The organism is Rhodocytophaga rosea, from assembly GCF_010119975.1.
GTDB classification, from domain to species: Bacteria; Bacteroidota; Bacteroidia; order Cytophagales; family 172606-1; genus Rhodocytophaga; species Rhodocytophaga rosea.
This window is the reverse complement of the sequence record NZ_CP048222.1, coordinates 5,823,034-5,841,288: the sequence shown is the minus strand read 5'-3', so window position 1 is coordinate 5,841,288 and position 18,255 is coordinate 5,823,034. Positions and strand designations below refer to the sequence as shown.

Genomic DNA, 18,255 nt, shown 5'->3' with positions numbered 1-18,255 from the left:
TTATGTATTTTTCCTACATCCTTCGTTCATTTTTAGTAAATTGCTATTTACCTTAAAATTGAACTTTGATGAGAAAGAGGCTGGTTATATACATTTCTCTGCTGTTTTTACTTTTTACTTTCACTCCAATAAAAGCCCAACAATGGCAAGCTTTATACGATAGTTCGTTTGCGCATCTCAACCGGGGTGAGTTTAAGCAAGCTATTTCTACGATGGAACAGGCGCTTGCGGTCTCAAAAACAAACTATGCCAGTAATCCAAAAGATACGCTATATGCCGTCAGCCTAGCCGACTTTGGATACATTCACATGCAATCGGGTGATTATTCTAAAGCAGAAGACTATTTTAAACAAGCCCTCACGGTTAAAGAAAAATCCTTTGGAAAAAACAGTAATAGTTATGCCGTTACGGTAGGAGATCTGGCTAACTTATACCGGGATACCGGCAAATATGCTCTGGCCGAAGATTTATATAAGCAGGCGCTGGACATTTATAAAACGGTATATGGCGAAAAACATTATCATTATGGGGTAGGTCTGAACAATCTGGCTCAGGCTTACGAACAAATGGGCCGCTACGAACAGGCAATTTCGCAGTTTAAAAAAGCCTTACCTATTTATAAAGAGGCGCTGGGTGAAAAAGATGTTAATTATGCAGCGGTGCTTAATAATACGGCTATGGTATACGAAGCTACTGGCTATTATGAACTGGCCGAACCTTTATATACAGAGGTGCTGGCCATTCTGAAGGAAACCGTAGGTGAAAAACATGAGTACTATGCTACTACCTTAAGTAATATAGCCGTGATGTATGAATATATGGGCCGGTATCCTCAGGCAGAGGCACTTAATTTACAGGCACTTGCTATAAAAAAAGAATCTGTAGGAGAGCAAAGCTCCCAGTATGCCATTTCCCTGAATAACCTGGCTTTTCTGTATAAGTCTATGAAGCAATATGAAAAGTCGGAACCCTTACTGAAACAAGCACTTGCAATTACCAAAGCTACGTTGGGCGAAAAACATCCCAATTATGCCAGGTCGCTCAACAATCTGGCTTTGCTCTATAATCAGTTAAATAAATATGAGGAAGCGATTCCTTTGCAGCAGCAAGCCCTTGCTATATATAAAGAAGCCGTTGGCGAAAAACATGGCGACTATGCGTCTTCTCTGAATAACCTGGCTTTTTCCTACAAATTAATGAAGCGGTACGACCAGGCGGAACCCATTTTCAAACAAGCCATTGCCATTAATAAAGAAGTGCTGGGCGAGCGGCATCCTAGCTACACCCGGATGATTGACAATCTGGCCTTTATGTATGTGGCTTCCGGACGTTTGCCTGAAGCTGAAACCCTGATCCACCAATCTATCTCAAATTCACTCCGCCAGATTGAGAATTATTTTCCAGCCTTAAGTGACAGAGAAAAAGAACAATTCAACAATACAGTTAAAAACTATTTTGAAAAGTTCAACACCTTCGCCCTGATGCGCTACGAGCAAAATCCGGCAATTCTGGGAGATATGTATAATAACCAGCTTTCGACAAAAGCCTTATTGCTAAATGCTTCCAGTAAGGTAAAGCAGCGTATCCTCAACAGCAATGATACCAGTTTAATTAAGACCTACCGGCAGTGGTTGAGTGAAAAAGAAAATCTGGTTAAAATTTATAAACTGCCAAAGGCTGAAATTGACAAACAGGAGATTAACCTTGATAGCCTGGAACAGCATGCCAATACCCTGGAAAAAGAACTTTCCCGGCGTTCGGCTGTTTTTGCCCAAAGCAGTGAGCAAATTCAACCCAACTGGCAGTCCATTCAAAAAACACTTAAAAAGAAAGAAGCAGCTATAGAACTCATCCGTTTCCGCACCTTTAATTTCAGTAGTATAGGTGAATTTTCGGATACAGTTTATTATGCTGCTCTCCTGGTTTCCAGAAAAACCAAGAATCATCCCCAACTTATTCTGCTGAAAAACGGAAATGAGCTTGAAGGCCGCCGCTTAAATTATTACCGCAATACCATGCTGCTGCGCCAGACAGATTCTACCTCTTATCCCTATTACTGGCAGGATATTGCCAAAGCTTTAAAAGGAATCCGAAAGGTATATTTGTCTCCGGATGGCGTATATAACCAGATCAATATTAATACCTTACTCAACCCGAAAACCCAAAAGTATCTTATTGAAGAAATAGATGTACAGTCGGTAACCAATACCAAAGACTTGTTGGCAACCGGGCAGGCCGGGACTATAGATAATAAAACTGCTTCTTTGTTCGGTAGTCCGGATTATAATATAGAACCAGGTAAAAGGGAAGTGCTGGCTCAACAGGTAAAGAGTAATGCTATTCAGAATACAGATCCGGTTTTATATGCCTTGAATCTGGAACGGAGTGATAACCTAGTGATATTGCCGGGTACAAAAATGGAAATTGATAATATTCATAAGATTACTTCTGAGCAGCAATGGAAAAATGATGTATTTGTAGAAGAACAAGCATTGGAAGAACACATAAAAGCCTTGCATAGTCCGAAAGTGTTACATATTGCTACACATGGATACTTTGAAAAAGATATAGATCCTGCGTCTGCTTCTGCCAGAAATCCCTTATTACGCTCCGGACTGATGATGGCTGGGGCTGCACACACGTTGAAAAATCCTACGCTGAATGCCATGGAAGAGCAAACCGTAGAAGATGGCATCCTTACGGCTTATGAGGCGATGAACCTGGATCTGGATCATACAGATCTGGTGGTACTTTCCGCTTGTGATACTGGCCTCGGTGAAGTGAAGAATGGTGAGGGAGTATATGGCTTGCAAAGGGCTTTTAAAGTAGCTGGTGCCCAGTCTCTCATTATGAGTTTATGGAAAGTAAACGACCAGACTACCCAGGAATTAATGACCAGATTCTACCAGGCCTGGATGCGGTCAGGAAGTCCGCATGTTGCCTTCCGGCAGGCACAATTGCAACTTAAACAGCAACATAGCCATCCTTATTATTGGGGGGCTTTTGTAATTACCGGGAAGTAGGTTTTATTATAGAACAATCAACTTCTGAGTGCTGCGTTTACTTGACTGCACTTATCAATTCCATAGCTGCCAAAGCCAGTATTTTTTTCTCACAAGCTGCCATTTGAAAATTAAATGGTAAAAATACAACTGGTAAAAGTGAGCAGATAAAATCTTTTCAAACTTGATTTATCCATTTCAGGCTTATCAAACCGATTATGCCGGAGGTATACTGCCCCAAGATAGTTATATTGATTTTATAGAAGCGGTAGTGTAGCCTTAATTTAAGAGCTTCAAGCTATCAAGACAATGAAGAAAACCTCATTATAAATCAGCATGAAGGTTGCTCAACTTGGGAGTAGCAAACTTTATCAACACCACTTTAACAGAAAAATTATAGTTCCAGTTAAAAGGTGATTAACAACCATCAATCAGTACTTATCCACGAAAGCAGAAAAAATGAGTACCACTAAAATAAAAGGTATAGGAAAATTTATATTTAATATTTATTATCATAACTGCATTCTATTTCTGTATAAAATATATTCTCATGCTTGTAACCATGTAACAAAAAACACCCTTTTTACCTTATTAATCTGTATTTTTACCTTTAAAATGGTGTTTTATTTTATTTCTTATTCCTTAGATAATTCTATTGCACCAACGATTCCATCAGGTTTAAACAACTGATAAAAGCGAAAAATAAATTAATTATATTATTGATAATCAAACAATTATATCTATTGAATTATAAAACAGATTATACTCAAAAGATATATCCTATTGATTATATGGACCTTCGAAAATCTTGTGTTACTATATGATATTTATTCTACTATATAAGTAGTATCTCAAATAAAAATCATGTAATATTATTTGTATTCTTGCAAACAAATTTTAAATTGCCATTGAAAACGCCTTCCAATTAACCGATGTATCCAGGTTAATACCATCTTAGAATTAACATAGTTAATTTATATGCTTTACAAACAATCTTTTTTACGGGTTTTGTAAACACATTCAAGAATTCTTATCTCTTAATAGTAATTGATATACATTAAAATAGGATTATATATAAAAAACGATTACAACCACTATGAAACTTCTCAACACAAGAGTTAGGCTTATTATGAGCCTAATAGCTTCTTATTGTTATGTTTTTCTTATCCATTACCAACTTTATTATTCTTTTTCTCACCGCAAGAAATACCGAAGTGTGAGTTTGTCTATTAAATCTGTGTGTAGTTTATTAATAGTATCTACGCTTCTGCTCATCGGTTTTGAAAATGTTGCACAAACACCACCCGTTGGTTTTTCTTCGGCTACTATTAGTAACGATTGGGATGAAGCTGTTGGGCTTATTTTCAGTAAAGATGGAAAGTACATGTTTGTATGGGAAAAGGGAGGAAAAGTTTGGGTCGTGAGAAATGGAACAAAAAAACTAATAGTTGATATTAGTGAAGAAGTTGGAAACTGGCATGATCATGGAATGCTAGGTTTTGCTTTACATCCCAATTTCGATGTTAATGGCTATTTTTATTTATCTTATGCTGTAGACCGCCATCACTTACTGTATTTTGGTACAAGTAGCTACAGCCCTACTACCAGCCTTGAATTTAAAACCTCTATTGGGCGGGTAACCAGATATACGGCTACAAAAAATGCAAGCGGCGATTATTCAGTAAATAAAGCCACCAGAAAAATTTTAATAGGAGAATCCAGGAGTACCGGAATACCCTTGCTCTCCAAAACACATGGAGTTGGAAGTTTAAATTTTGGTACTGATGGCACATTACTCGTTGCTAGTGGAGATGGAGCTAGTCCTTCAGCCACTGACAATGGAGGAAATGCTCCTGGAAGTTATGCTGTACAAGCCAGAGCAGATGGAATTATCACCACTCAAGAGGATGTAGGAGCGTTTCGTTCGCAATTACTCGAGTCCTTAAATGGAAAAGTTCTTAGAATTAATCCTGAAACTGGCGATGGAATTCCCAGCAATCCTTTTTATGAATCAGCAAGACCTCGTTCTGCACGCTCCAGAGTATTCCTGTTAGGCTTACGGAATCCTTTCAGGGTTTTTGTAAAACCTGGCACAGGAAGCACCGATCCGACCCAAGGTAATCCGGGGGTACTTATGATAGGCGATGTAGGCTTTTTGCAATGGGAAGAGTTAAATGTAGCTACTCAGAAAGGGCAGAATTTTGGCTGGCCTTTGTATGAAGGATTAGATTTGAATGCAGCTTATTCCGGATATCCTGCTTACCAAGCAAAAGATACCTTTAATTTCCATGCGCCTAATCCTTTATATGGTGTGAATGGGTGTACACAAAGATACTTTAAGTTTAGTAATTTATTAAAGCAAGAAAGCACGACTAATCCGGTTTTCACTAACCCTTGCAATACTTCACAAACTATTCCAGCTAGCATCAAAACATTCAAACATACCCGTCCTATTATAGACTGGAAACATTCAACCACCGGGCCTTCACGTACGGGAACATTTTCTGCGGCTGGTGCAGCAACAATTGCTAATATTGGTGCTGCTGGTTCTCCTGTAACTGGTCCACAGTTTGGAGGGAATGCAGCTGTAGCTGGTATATGGTATACAAGAACTGATTTCCCAGCTGAATATAGAAATACTTTGTTTTTTGGAGACTATGCCAAGGGCTGGATCAGGAATATAACCTTGGATGCGAATAACAAACCCAAATCTGTTCGAAATTTTATTACATCTGGCGCCAGTGTAGTGGCAATGGCGATGCATCCCACTGAAGAAGGATTCTATTATATAAATTATGGGGCAGAGATTAAAAAGATTACCTATGGCAGCACAAGGCCGCCTGTTGCTGTAGCATCAGTAGATAAAATCTACGGTAAAAGTCCGCTTACCGTACAGTTTACAGGCAGCAACTCAACTGATCCGGAAGGTTTAGCCTTAACTTATAAATGGGATTTCGGTGATGGCACTTCCAGTACGGCAGCAAATCCTTCTAAAACTTATACCACTTCTACTACAGCGCCTGTTCGCTATAATGTAAAACTAACAGTCACCAATAGCCATGGGCTTTCCAATACGTATAGTTCTCTGTTTGTCTCTGTAAATAATACGCCTCCGGTTGTAACGATCACAAGTCCGGCTAATAATACATTATATTCTGTAAATACAGAAACTACTTATAATTTAAGAGCAACAGTAACGGATGCTGAACACAGCGGCACAGCACTTTCGTATCAATGGCAAACTGTACAGCACCATGAGGATCATACTCACCCTGGCCCTTTAGATACTCATCCGCAAACTACTTCTATAGTCTCACCAGAAGGAGGCTGCAATGGAGAAACATTTTTCTTTGTTATTACACTAAAAGTTACTGATGCTGCCGGATTAAGTACTACCAAATTTGTTACACTCTATCCGGATTGTAATTCAGTTACAGCCAATATTACAAACCTTGCAGCAGATGCCGGTAATGGAACTGTTCGCCTTAGCTGGACAAATCCAAGCAGTACTTTTGATGAAGTAATGATTGTAGCAAAAGCAAATTCAGAAATTAATGCGACCCCTTCAGGAAATGGCACTGCCTATACAGCTAATCTGAGCTTTACGGGTGCAGGAAGTAGTTTTGATGGCGGCAAAGTGGTATATAAAGGTAAGGTTTCTCCACAAACTATTACAAATCTCACTAATAATACAATCTATCATTTTAAAGTATTTACCAGAAAATCAACTTATTGGTCGTCGGGAGAAGAGATAATTGCGGTGCCTAAAGCTTTGGTACTGGAAGCTGTATGGAATAAAGTATATGGAGGTGGAAACCTGGATGTATATAATAGTGCTGTTCCTACATCTGATGGCGGTTACTTATTAGCAGGTTATTCAAGTTCTGGTGTTGGAGGTGATAAAACAGAAGGAACCAGGGGTGGGGATGATTATTGGGTAGTAAAAATTAGCAGTACTGGTGTTAAACAATGGGATAAACGCTTTGGCGGCTCAGGACATGAAAACTTGAATGAAGCTATTCAAACTTCTGATGGAGGTTATCTACTTGGTGGTTCGACTCTTTCTGGCGTTGGAGGTGATAAAACAGAAGGAACCAGGGGTGGTAGAGACTATTGGGTAGTAAAAATCAGCAGTACCGGTGTTAAACAATGGGATAAACGCTTTGGCGGCTCAGGTACTGATGAGTTGATATCTCTAATCCGTACTTCGGATGGAGGTTACCTGCTAGGTGGGTATAGTAATTCCGGGGCAGGTGGAGATAAATCGGAAGCTGGCAGAGGTCTTGAGGACTATTGGGTAGTAAAAATCAGCAGTACCGGTGTTAAACAATGGGATAAACGTTTTGGTAGTCCCAACAAAGATGTTCTTTCCTCTTTAATATCTACCACAGATGGAGGATATTTATTGGCAGGTACTAATCTTTCAGCAAGCGGTGGAGACAAATCAGAAGCAGGGAGAGGGGGACTGGACTACTGGGTAGTAAAAATTAGCAGTACTGGTGTTAAACAATGGGATAAACGTTTTGGTGGCTCTTCTGATGATGAATCTTATTCCCTAACTAAAACAGCAGATGGCGCTTATATAGTAGGAGGAAAATCTAAATCTGGAATTAGTGGAGATAAATCTCAGAGCAATCAAGGAGAATATGACTACTGGATTGTAAAAATCAGCAGTGCTGGTGCTAAACAATGGGATAAAGGTTTTGGTGGAGGTTTTTCTGATGAATTTAGCAAAATTATACATACAACAGATGGAGGCTATTTATTGGGTGGAAATTCTAATTCTGTGATTAGCGGAGATAAAACAGAAGATACAAGGGGATATGCTGACTTCTGGATAGTAAAACTGAATAGCAGTGGTACTAAACAATGGGATAAACGTTTTGGTGGCTCTTATATAGAAACCATGCACTCACTAATGCAAACCTCTGATGGGGCTATTTACTGGGAGGCAGGTCAAGGTCAGATATCAGTGGCGACAAAACAGAAGCTAGTAAAGGCAACTGGGATTACTGGATAGTAAAAACCAATGCTGGGACTGCTACTAGTCCTTTGGGTAAGACAGCAACAGTTAATTTAACAGACTTATCTGAAACAACTGCCACAATTAGTCATTTTAATGCTCAGCCCAATCCATTTACAAATGAGCTTTCGATTTCCTTTGAAGTGTTAGTGGATCAGGATGTAAACCTGCGCTTGTATGATACACATGGAATATTAGTGCATACTTTGTTTGATGGAAAAGCACAGGCAAATAAACGCTATGAATTAAAAGTAAACACAAGTCAAATGAACGAAGGTGTATACATTAGCAGATTAGGTACTTTGAATCAGGTAAAACATCAGAAAGTAGTACTTATAAGGTAGGTATCTTTATAAAAAACAGAATCTGAACAGTAAGCAGCGAAATCAATTATTTGGATTCGCTGCTTACTGTTTTTTGTAGGGCTTTCTTTAAATAGTAGGCAATGCCAGCAATAGAAATAATTAATAAAATCGTAAAACTCACTTGTACCAGCGTGCTATCCTCCCCTTTTTCCCATAATAAACGAATGGTTTGTGCCTGTGTACCAGCAGCAATGGCAATGATTGTACGGGGTAACATTCCCGCAAAACTACCCCAGATGTATTTTTTCAAATCTACTTTCAGCATAGAAAAAAGTATATTCATAACAGCAAAAGGAAGTACAGGAGATAACCGGCATAGTATTATTATTCCCATTTGCCCTTTTTTTAATTGAGTTACCAAGTCGCTTGTATCTCTATAAGATTGTAAGGTATTCATAAATTTACCTTGATCAACTAAGCTGCCTGCTTTATAACTAATCCAGGAAGCGAGCATATATGATATGCCCATAAAGGGAAGTGAGGCCCACCCCAAAAAATATCCACTGAATAAGGCAATAAACGTAGTTGGCGTAAGTGCAAATGCCATTGTGAAGCAGGTACAAACATAAAAAATCAGCCACTGTTCCATACCAAATTGCCTGATTTGGGGCTCATAACGAATAGAATAAACGGTAATAGCTGTACTTACTACCAACGCCAGTATGCCAATAATCAACAAAAATAGGATGGAGCGAGTGTTCTCTTTAATAAACCGCAGTGAAAACATGAAAATCTAGTCTGGTAAAAGAATACTCACGAGGATTAGGTATAAATGTTTATCCACCTAAAAGTGAAGTTTAGGTATTTTACAGTTCATAAGCACCTATATCTGGGGTTTCATCTCGTTCTTTTCCGGTAACGTCATTGACAACACCAATATTACGACCGGCATCAATAAGCGGAGAAAGTGGTTCAGGCATAAAATCCAGAATAGTAGGGTCGGCAAATAAGGGCTTGTCCTTTACATTTAACAAATTGTTGTTTCCCTGAAAAATAGTTTGGATTTGCGTTTTTAATATATTGTGTGAGCTGGCAACTTCGAAATCAATAGCTGGGTTTATAGAAAACAAAATTTCTCCCAGCAGATTTCCCCAGATAATACTGTTTTGCAAATTCCATTTAAGCGGATTGGTAATTTCTTTATCATTGGCTCGGTACGTATTGTTCATTACAATAGCGGGCAATTCTCTTCCAAACTCATAATTATAATTGGCAAGTGTACAATGCCTAAATGAGTAATTACCTCCCCCCTGCCCGGCAAATAATGTATTAATACAATTAGTAAGTACTACATTTGTGAGGCTAATATCAGAATTCAGTGCGGAAACCGCTGTTTCAAGCATATTTTTGATAATGGTGTTCTCCACCTTTATATCTGGCAATGTATCTGCATCCGATATTCTGACATCCAGCCCAATAGTTGCATTTCTGATTTCAGCACCATATATATGGTTATTTGTACTGGAAGGCTCAAACACAATTCCTCCCCATTGTCCGGGAGCATTCTCCTTTAGCTTCTGAAAATCAGCAAAAATTACAGGCTGTTGAGGTGTTCCCTGAACATCTAAAGTACCTTGTATAATAAGGTGTGCTTTGGTAAAACTGTATACCTGTGTACCTGGATTAATAGTAAGTGTACACCCAGGTTTTATTACCATAGAATCGAGCAATACATAAGGTTTACCCGGAACCCAGGTAATATTACAATTGAAAGTATCTTTGTACCTGATAAAATGAGCATCCTGTCCCCAGGCAAGCAATTTTATATTTTGAACATTGCTGTTCGTCTCAAACATTAGGGAATCGTATACCACAAAAGGAAGCGTATCATTACGGGGAGTAATACGCGCTTTTACCAGAACAAGCAGACTATCGCCACCTAACAGACGTATATTTCCGGCATCTGCTAAAGGGCGGCCATTTATAATAATATCATAGGATGATTCGGAAGAATTGCCAATATAAATCTGGTCAATGGAGAGGGCTTTTTTGTTGGGATTGTATACGGTAAGGCGCCTTGTAATCGTTTCAATTCCTGAAAAAATCGTGTCAAATACTACAGCATTTTCCGAAAAGGTAAGTCGGGCATTTGCATCTGTTGTAATTATTTCTTCATCAGGCGTACATGCCCATACAGAAATAAGCATGAAAATAAACAAACATATTTTTTCTGTATGCACACTCAAACCAGATTTTTCATTGATACGGCACAAACGCAGGAGATTTTCCCTGAGCAAATAGAGTAATATCCTTTATGCGTGTAATAAACACTTCTTAACTTACTCACTTATGTTGACAAACCCTTAGAAAGTTCCTTCTTTCATCCTTTCAGCGTTATCAGCAATCCGCAACTGCTCAATAAAATCATCAATCTGGCCATCCATAACAACTGGCAAATTATATACAGTGTACCCAATCCGGTGGTCAGTTACCCTCCCTTGCGGATAATTATAGGTACGAATTTTATCAGCACGGTCACCGCTACCCACCATTAGCTTACGTTGAGCGCCCACTATTTCATTGTGTTTCTCTACCTCAATTTCATATAAGCGAGACCGCAATACACGTAATGCTTTTTCATAATTCTTAATCTGCGATTTTTCGTCCTGGCATTGCACCACGATTCCGGTAGGAATATGGGTAAGCCGTATGGCAGAATAAGTAGTATTTACAGATTGTCCACCGGGGCCAGAGGAGCAGAAGGTATCTTTCCGGATGTCGTTCAAATTCAATTCAACATCTACTTCTTCCATTTCAGGCAAGACCACTACACTGGCCGCAGATGTGTGAACCCTACCCTGTGTTTCGGTGGCCGGAACCCGCTGTACCCGGTGTACACCCGACTCATACTTCATCATGCCGTACACATCTTCGCCGGAAACCATAGCCGTAATTTCTTTATAGCCGCCTGAAGAACCTTCCATATAATCGAGCAGTTCCATACGCCATCCTTGTTTTTCAGCAAAACGCTGGTACATACGGAACAGATCTCCCGCGAAAATACCTGCTTCATCTCCGCCGGTACCGGCACGAATCTCTAAAATCACATTTTTACTATCGTTGGGATCTTTAGGAATCAGCATATCCTTAATAATTTCCTCCAAATGGTCGCGTTTAGGATATAATTCATCCAGTTCCATTTTGGCCATTTCCCGGAAATCAGGGTCTTTTTCCGTTTCCAGTATCTTTTTGGTATTGTCTATATTGCTGAGTATATCCCGGTATTCGAGGTATTGTTTTACTATTTTTTCAAGGTCTTTGTACTCTTTACCCAATTTAGAGTACTTCTTCATATCCATTATAGTCTCAGGCTGAACCAGCTGGTGGCCTACTTCTTCAAAACGCTGCTTAATGGCTTCTAACTTGTCTAACATACAGAATTAATTTCTACTTATCTGCAAAGGTAGTAAATAGAGCTTACATTTACTTATTCATCCGACCCAGGAATTGAATACCTTTTTAATAGGGGTAACAAGAGCAACATGGATGTCTTGGTTATAAACGGAAAATGGGATCGTTGAAAACCAAGATCAGATTATTAATACGAAGGTCGTTATCGAAGTCGAAAAATTAATAGTAACTGCAAGGCTCTATCTTAAAGAAACAAAGCACAAGAATTTATTTCAATCTGATCCTTACACATTTCTTTCATAGCGGTTAAAATCAGGCTATGCAATTGCCTAAAAATATGGCAGTTATTTAAACATTCCTTCTGGCAAAGCTTTTAAATCGGTTTAAAAACACCTTTATTCTACTAGATGTAGGATTTCAGTGGTGCTTACAAGATATCTCATTGAAATACTCTATAAGTTTGATATATGCTAATTAAGAAACATAAAAGCTCTATATGAAAAAAGCAATATTTTATTTACTGCTTGTAATCTGTTCTGTTTATCAAACTGAATTATATGCCCAAAACAATGATTACAGGTTTCACTCTGTATTCATTTACAACTTTACAAAATATATTCAATGGCCTGCTTCCCAACAATCCGGCGATTTTATAATTGCTGTACTTGGCAATTCGCCTATTGGCACTGAGCTTGAGAAGATGGCTGAAAATAAAACGGTTGGCTCACAAAAGATGATTATCAAAAGAATAAAATCACTTGATGAGGCTAATAACTGTCATATATTGTTTATACCCTCCAATAACAGCAATAACTTTGATGAGATACAAGCTAAGCTAAGAGGCAAACCCACGTTAGTGATTACAGAAAAAACAGGAATGGCTCAGAAAGGCAGCGGCATCAATTTCGTGATGCAAGACAACAAATGGAAATTTGAACTCAATGAATCTGCTACCCAGAGTGCCGGTCTGAAAGTATCTAAAGAACTAAGCAAGCTGGCAATTCACGTTTAAAATCAATTATTTTTTTGTTTAACCTAATTCTTTAATTAAACCATGAAAAAAAACATACTCACACTTTCGTTTATTTTATTAGCAGGCTTTCAATTTCAATTAAGTGCTCAGACTCAAGATTATAAATTTCACTCAATTTTTATCTACAATTTCACAAAATATATTCAATGGCCTGCCTCTCAACAGTCTGGTGATTTTGTTATCGCGGTGATTGGCAATTCACCTATTGCGGCTGAGTTAGAGAAAATTACATCCAATAAAGTGGTAGGTTCACAAAAAATTGTAGTAAAAAGATTCAAATCAGTTAGTGAAATCAGCGATTGCCATATTCTGTATTTACCTAGCTCAGGAAGCGGTAATTTTGATGAAATACAAGGCAAACTGAGAGGTAAATCCACTTTAGTAATCACAGAAAAAACGGGAATGGCTCAGAAAGGCAGTGGCATCAACTTCGTGATGCAAGACAACAAATGGAAATTTGAACTCAATGAATCTGCTACCCAGAGTGCCGGTCTGAAAGTATCTAAAGAATTAGCCCAAATGGCTATCAGTGCATAATCAATTTAGTTCTGTCAAACAAAAAAGCCTCTTCAAAAAGAGGCTTTTTTGTTCATAATATATTCTTAAACGATTACTTCGGCGGGTGACATTTCAATATCTTCCCCCATATGGTTTTTGAATTTGTACTCTGTAATACCCAGAGATGTATCTTTTACAATTTTTACCCAACGCTTATATTTGAAAAACCATTTCATTCTTCTGGAAGGAAAGCCGGCTACAAAATAAGCATGCAGATACGGATGGAGTACAATGCTAAGGTCTTTTTCGTTCTGCTTGGTGAGTATATAATCCAGGTTATTTTCTACCAGATCGGCGACAAGAATACTGGCCGTGATTTTACCAGTGCCACCGCAAGTTGGACAATTTTCTCCGGTAGTAATGTTGAGTTCTGGCCGCACCCGTTGTCGGGTAATCTGCATAAGGCCAAATTTAGTGAGGGGAAGTATGGTAAATTTGGAACGGTCGTTTTTCATTTCTTCCTTCATTTTCTCATAAATCAGGCGCTTATTGTCTGCCTTTTTCATGTCAATGAAGTCAACCACTATAATTCCTCCCATATCACGTACCCTGAGCTGCCTGGCAATTTCTTTGGCAGCTTCCATGTTCACATTAAACGCTGTCGTTTCCTGGTCAGATTCAGAATTAGATTTATTTCCGCTATTTACGTCAATTACGTGCAGAGCTTCAGTATGTTCAATAATTACATATCCTCCACCTGGCAAGCTTACTGACCGGCCAAAAATAGATTTCAGCTGTTTTTCGATTCCAAAGCTTTCAAAAATTTTGGTTTTGCCGTTATATAATTTTAAGATTTTCTCTTTATCCGGAGCGATGGTACGGATATACAACTTTATTTCATCGTATATATCTTTATCATCTACCGTAATGCTGTCGAAACTTTCGTTCAGCATATCACGCAACATAGAAGATGCCCGGCCCATTTCGCCGATAATCTTCTCTTTAGGCTTGGCATTTTTCAGCGTTTTATAGCCCTGTTCCCATTTTTCAACCAGGTTACTTAGATCTTTGTCCAGCTCAGCTACATCTTTTCCTTCTGCTACCGTACGTACAATAATTCCAAAATTTTGCGGTCTGATAGAAGATAACAAGCGCAACAAACGTTGTCTTTCTTCTTTATCCGTAATCTTCTTGGAAATATTAACGGTATTTGAGAAGGGAACTAAAACGATATAGCGGCCGGCGATAGAGATCTCGCAGGACAAACGGGGGCCTTTGGTAGAGATAGGTTCTTTTACTACCTGTACCAAAATAGGACTATTTTTACTTAAAACTTGGGAAATTTTGCCGAGTTTGTCAATTTCAGGTTCTAACTGGAAGCCATTCAGCTTGTGGGTATTATTGCGTTTGGCTATCGTTTCTTTGGTAAATTTATTCAGGGAATTAATATTGGGCCCTAAATCCAGATAATGCAGAAATGCATCTTTCTCATAACCAATGTCTATGAAAGCCGCATTTAAACCCGGAACCAGTTTCCTGACCACACCTAAATATATATCTCCTACTGTGAAACTGCTTTCACTTTCTTCAAGATGGTACTCTACAATCCTTTTGTCCTGTAAAAGGGCTATTCTCCCACCTTTTTGAGTAGAATTGATTACTAATTCGTTACTCAAGGTTATCGTACGATTTTGTTATAAAATAGACACACTTTGTTAAGCTAACAAATGTAAAACATGTTAGAGCGTATAAACAATAAAAAGACTTCCTGACGATGTGCCAGGAAGTTAATGAGTTACGCTATTTTTTCTTATGTCTATTTTTTCTTAGGCGTTTCTTTCTTTTGTGAGTAGAGATTTTGTGTCTTTTTCTTTTTTTACCGCAAGGCATAATTGTAATAATTTTGTTTGTGTGAAACTTACTTTAATTTCTTTAAATATTCGTCTACAGTTGACTGAACTACAGGGTCTGGATTGGAAGCTTTCACTTCTTTTAATATTTTTTTAGCTTCCGCTGCATGACCAGCTTCTGCATGGCTTACGCCTAAATAAAACTTAGCCTGATCGTTGCCAGGATTCTGTTTGAGTATCTGCTCAAACCTTTCGATGGATTTATCATACTGCCCGGATTGCATGGATAACAATCCTAAGTTAAAAATTGCCAGTTCATTTTGCGGATCTGCTTTTAATATCTCCCGCAACATCGTAATTCCCTGCATTGGCGAAGCAGTAGCCACATACGTCATGGCCATATTTGCCTTTACAGCTAGCTGATTCGGATCTGCGGCCAGCACTTTCTCATAGTATTGTCTGGCTTTTTCACCCATCTGGCCAGCTTTTGAACCTTCGGCCGAAAAGCTGAAGGCATCATAATAGGCATTTCCGGCTTTTGTCCAGGTTTCTACACCCGGATTTAATTCTACTATTTTTTCTGTATAAAAAGCGGCACTATCATATTGAGAAGCCTGCCTGAATACTACAGCCAGTGAGTCTGCAAATGTACGCTTTTTTTGTTGATCCGTAGCATGCAGAAAATTATCTCTTAATTTATCAATAACTACAACCTGTGCCTGTGAAAGCTTAGTAGCATGTGTTTCATTAGCGGATGGAGTTTTACTGGCAGCCGTATTGTTAGCTGCCAGTACTTTCTCTTTATTACTTACTAGTACCTTCGGAAGACTATACATGCCTCCTATCAGGACAATAGCAAGAGTTACTATAATAATCTGTGATTTTTGCATAAGTTTTAGATATCCTAAAACCCCTAATTACAATGTGGAGATTTAGCTAACTACCTTTAGTTTTTCGCTTGATTTTATTTTCTCAATAAAAACTTTGGCAGGCTTAAAACTTGGCACATAATGCTCATCTATCACAATCGCTGTATTTTTGGAGATATTCCGGGCAATCTTTTTTGCTCTTTTTTTATTCACAAAGCTGCCAAATCCCCTTACATAAATATTATCGCCTTTGGCCATCGAACTCTTCACTACATTGAAGAAAGCCTCTATGGTATGCTGCACATCGGCTTTGTCAATACCAGTCTTTTCTGCTATTTCAGCAATTACTTCTGCTTTAGTCACTTTAATAAAAATTTAAAAAGTTTGTATTATTTAATGAATTATAAAAGGGTACTTTTTTTGGACTACAAAGGTAAATTTTGATTTTTTAAATTAAAAACAATTATCCAAAAATATAATCCAATAACCTTTAAGCATATATGACAAAAAAGTATTTAAAATTGTTCATTCTGTTCTGTTATTGGAATACTTATTTTTGATTAATTTTTACCTCTTTCATCAACAATTTTGAACATTTACTTGTTAACCTTATACGATACTTCATTCATATTATTGTATAGTAACCAACGTTTTGAACAAACATTTTTTCGCCAGTAAACTTATAGAATGGTATTTACGTCATAAGCGTGACCTTCCCTGGCGGCACACCCGAAACCCTTATCTGATCTGGCTGTCCGAAATTATTCTCCAGCAAACCCGTGTAAAACAAGGTATGCCTTACTATCTGGCTTTTGCCGAAAAATTCCCAACGGTACAAGACTTAGCCCAGGCAGATGAAAGAGAGGTATTACGTTTGTGGCAGGGATTAGGTTATTATGCCCGCGCCAGAAATATGCATAAAACTGCCAAAATTGTGCATGAGCAACACCAGGGCACGTTTCCCGAAACCTATTCTAACCTTCTTACCCTGAAAGGTATTGGTCCTTATACAGCCGCTGCCATTGCTTCTTTTGCCTTCCAGGAACAGGTAGCAGTACTCGATGGAAATGTATTCAGGGTACTTTCCCGTTTGTTCGGCATCGATACTGACATTTCAAGCAACGAAGGCAAAAAACAATTTACTAAACTTGCCAATGAATTAATCCCAGCTGAAAATCCTGATCTGTTTAACCAGGGTATAATGGAATTTGGTGCCTTGCTATGTACACCGGTTTCACCCCAGTGTATGTTCTGCCCTTTTAATAATGAGTGTATTGCAAATCTTACCGGAAGGCAGGAAGTATTGCCGGTAAAAGCAAAAAAAAACAATAGCAAAGAAAGATACTTTCATTACCTCATTCTAAAATCGGATGATAAACTGGCCATGAAAGAACGTAACATGAAAGACATCTGGAGCGGCCTATATGACTTTTATTTATTGGAGGAAAAAGAATTTTATTCTCTGGAAACATTACTGCTAAAACATGATTTAACAGAACTTTTTGGGGAAGCTACTTTAGAAAAAGAGTCGCTAACATACACCCATATTCTCACCCACCAGAAGGTATATGCAAGATTCTGGCACCTAGCCATATCATCAGAGAAAAGCAGCGAAATTGCCTCCAGGCTTGGAATTTCCTTTTATTCACTTGATGAAATACAGGATTTGCCCAAGCCTGTTTTGATAAATAAATATTTGCACGAATACTTTTTTTAAGTATTTTTAAGAAAACATTACGTAGTTTTACATTTTTATTCTATCCCAAAATCAATCAGTTATGGCTAGCTATAATAAAATTACCATCATTGGCAACCTAGGCAGAGACCCTGAAGTACGCAGTATCAGTGCAGACAGAAAAGTAGCTGATTTTTCTGTGGCTGTAACTGATGCTTATACCGATAAAACTGGTCAGAGGCAGGAAAAAACCGAATGGTTCAGGGTATCATTCTGGAACCAGAAGGCAGATGTGGTAGAAAAATATCTCAAGAAAGGAAATCCGGTGTACATAGAAGGGAGATTGAGTGTGCGGACCTATACTGATAAGGATGGCAAAGAAAGATACTCATTAGAAGTGTTAGGCACTGAACTGACTTTGCTGGGAGGCAGGCCAAGTGATGAGGGCGGAACTAACTATAATTCTTCCTCCTCCGGGCAGGCGTCTAATACATTTGCTTCTTCTACCAAGCAGGTTGCTCCTCCTTTACAAACGAGTGACGATTCGGGAGGCGATGATTTGCCTTTCTAACTTATTGTTTCACTAAGC

General features: G+C 38.4%; 13 protein-coding genes. 7 read left to right on the top strand and 6 right to left on the bottom strand.

Annotated elements, in window-relative coordinates; all coding sequences use genetic code 11:
* Positions 1-68 precede the first annotated feature (68 nt).
* The 3 genes from GXP67_RS24130 (at position 69) to GXP67_RS24120 (ending at position 8,369) form a co-directional block, all read left to right on the top strand.
* Entirely contained in the window at positions 69-3,023 is a 2,955-nt protein-coding gene (locus tag GXP67_RS24130; protein ID WP_162445492.1) for a CHAT domain-containing protein, read from the top strand.
* A 1,075-nt stretch (positions 3,024-4,098) separates the two neighbouring features.
* Positions 4,099-8,022 (top strand): PQQ-dependent sugar dehydrogenase, encoded by a 3,924-nt coding sequence (locus GXP67_RS24125; RefSeq protein WP_162445491.1) that lies wholly within the window; start codon positions 4,099-4,101, stop codon positions 8,020-8,022.
* A 32-nt stretch (positions 8,023-8,054) separates the two neighbouring features.
* Positions 8,055-8,369, top strand: a complete 315-nt coding sequence (locus GXP67_RS24120) for a T9SS type A sorting domain-containing protein (RefSeq protein WP_162445490.1) — start codon at positions 8,055-8,057, stop codon at positions 8,367-8,369.
* Between the two features lie 46 nt (positions 8,370-8,415).
* Here the strand turns inward: GXP67_RS24120 and GXP67_RS24115 are convergent, their stop codons facing one another.
* The 3 genes from GXP67_RS24115 to prfA form a co-directional block, all read right to left on the bottom strand.
* Positions 8,416-9,117 (bottom strand): TVP38/TMEM64 family protein, encoded by a 702-nt coding sequence (locus GXP67_RS24115; protein WP_162445489.1) that lies wholly within the window; start codon positions 9,115-9,117, stop codon positions 8,416-8,418.
* Positions 9,118-9,196: 79 nt separating this feature from the next.
* Positions 9,197-10,537: a beta-helix domain-containing protein gene (locus GXP67_RS24110; RefSeq protein ID WP_162445488.1), complete on the bottom strand. Its 1,341-nt coding sequence runs from the start codon at positions 10,535-10,537 to the stop codon at positions 9,197-9,199.
* Between the two features lie 156 nt (positions 10,538-10,693).
* Positions 10,694-11,764: a peptide chain release factor 1 gene (gene prfA, locus GXP67_RS24105; RefSeq protein ID WP_162445487.1), complete on the bottom strand. Its 1,071-nt coding sequence runs from the start codon at positions 11,762-11,764 to the stop codon at positions 10,694-10,696.
* Positions 11,765-12,237: 473 nt separating this feature from the next.
* On the opposite strand from prfA, the gene GXP67_RS24100 reads away from it, so the two are divergent.
* Complete coding sequence (locus GXP67_RS24100; protein ID WP_162445486.1) at positions 12,238-12,753, top strand: YfiR family protein; 516 nt, start codon at positions 12,238-12,240, stop codon at positions 12,751-12,753.
* Between the two features lie 42 nt (positions 12,754-12,795).
* Positions 12,796-13,311: a YfiR family protein gene (locus GXP67_RS24095; RefSeq protein WP_162445485.1), complete on the top strand. Its 516-nt coding sequence runs from the start codon at positions 12,796-12,798 to the stop codon at positions 13,309-13,311.
* 65 nt (positions 13,312-13,376) lie between these two features.
* Here GXP67_RS24095 and GXP67_RS24090 read toward each other — a convergent pair whose 3' ends face one another.
* The 3 genes from GXP67_RS24090 to GXP67_RS24080 form a co-directional block, all read right to left on the bottom strand.
* Positions 13,377-14,948, bottom strand: coding sequence for an Rne/Rng family ribonuclease (locus GXP67_RS24090; RefSeq protein ID WP_162445484.1), 1,572 nt, complete (start codon positions 14,946-14,948; stop codon positions 13,377-13,379).
* A 242-nt stretch (positions 14,949-15,190) separates the two neighbouring features.
* Entirely contained in the window at positions 15,191-16,012 is an 822-nt protein-coding gene (locus GXP67_RS24085) for a tetratricopeptide repeat protein (RefSeq protein ID WP_162445483.1), read from the bottom strand.
* A gap of 42 nt (positions 16,013-16,054) precedes the next feature.
* The gene (locus GXP67_RS24080) at positions 16,055-16,354 is read right to left on the bottom strand and encodes an HU family DNA-binding protein (RefSeq protein WP_162445482.1); all 300 of its coding nucleotides are present in this window, start codon (positions 16,352-16,354) and stop codon (positions 16,055-16,057) included.
* A gap of 289 nt (positions 16,355-16,643) precedes the next feature.
* Between GXP67_RS24080 and mutY the strand changes: the two genes are divergently transcribed.
* Positions 16,644-17,708 carry an A/G-specific adenine glycosylase gene (gene mutY, locus GXP67_RS24075; protein ID WP_162445481.1) on the top strand — a complete coding sequence of 355 codons (1,065 nt, stop codon included), beginning with the start codon at positions 16,644-16,646 and terminating at the stop codon, positions 17,706-17,708.
* Between the two features lie 61 nt (positions 17,709-17,769).
* On the top strand, positions 17,770-18,237 hold the full coding sequence (locus GXP67_RS24070; protein WP_162445480.1) for a single-stranded DNA-binding protein: 468 nt from the start codon (positions 17,770-17,772) through the stop codon (positions 18,235-18,237).
* The last annotated feature ends 18 nt before the right edge of the window (positions 18,238-18,255 follow it).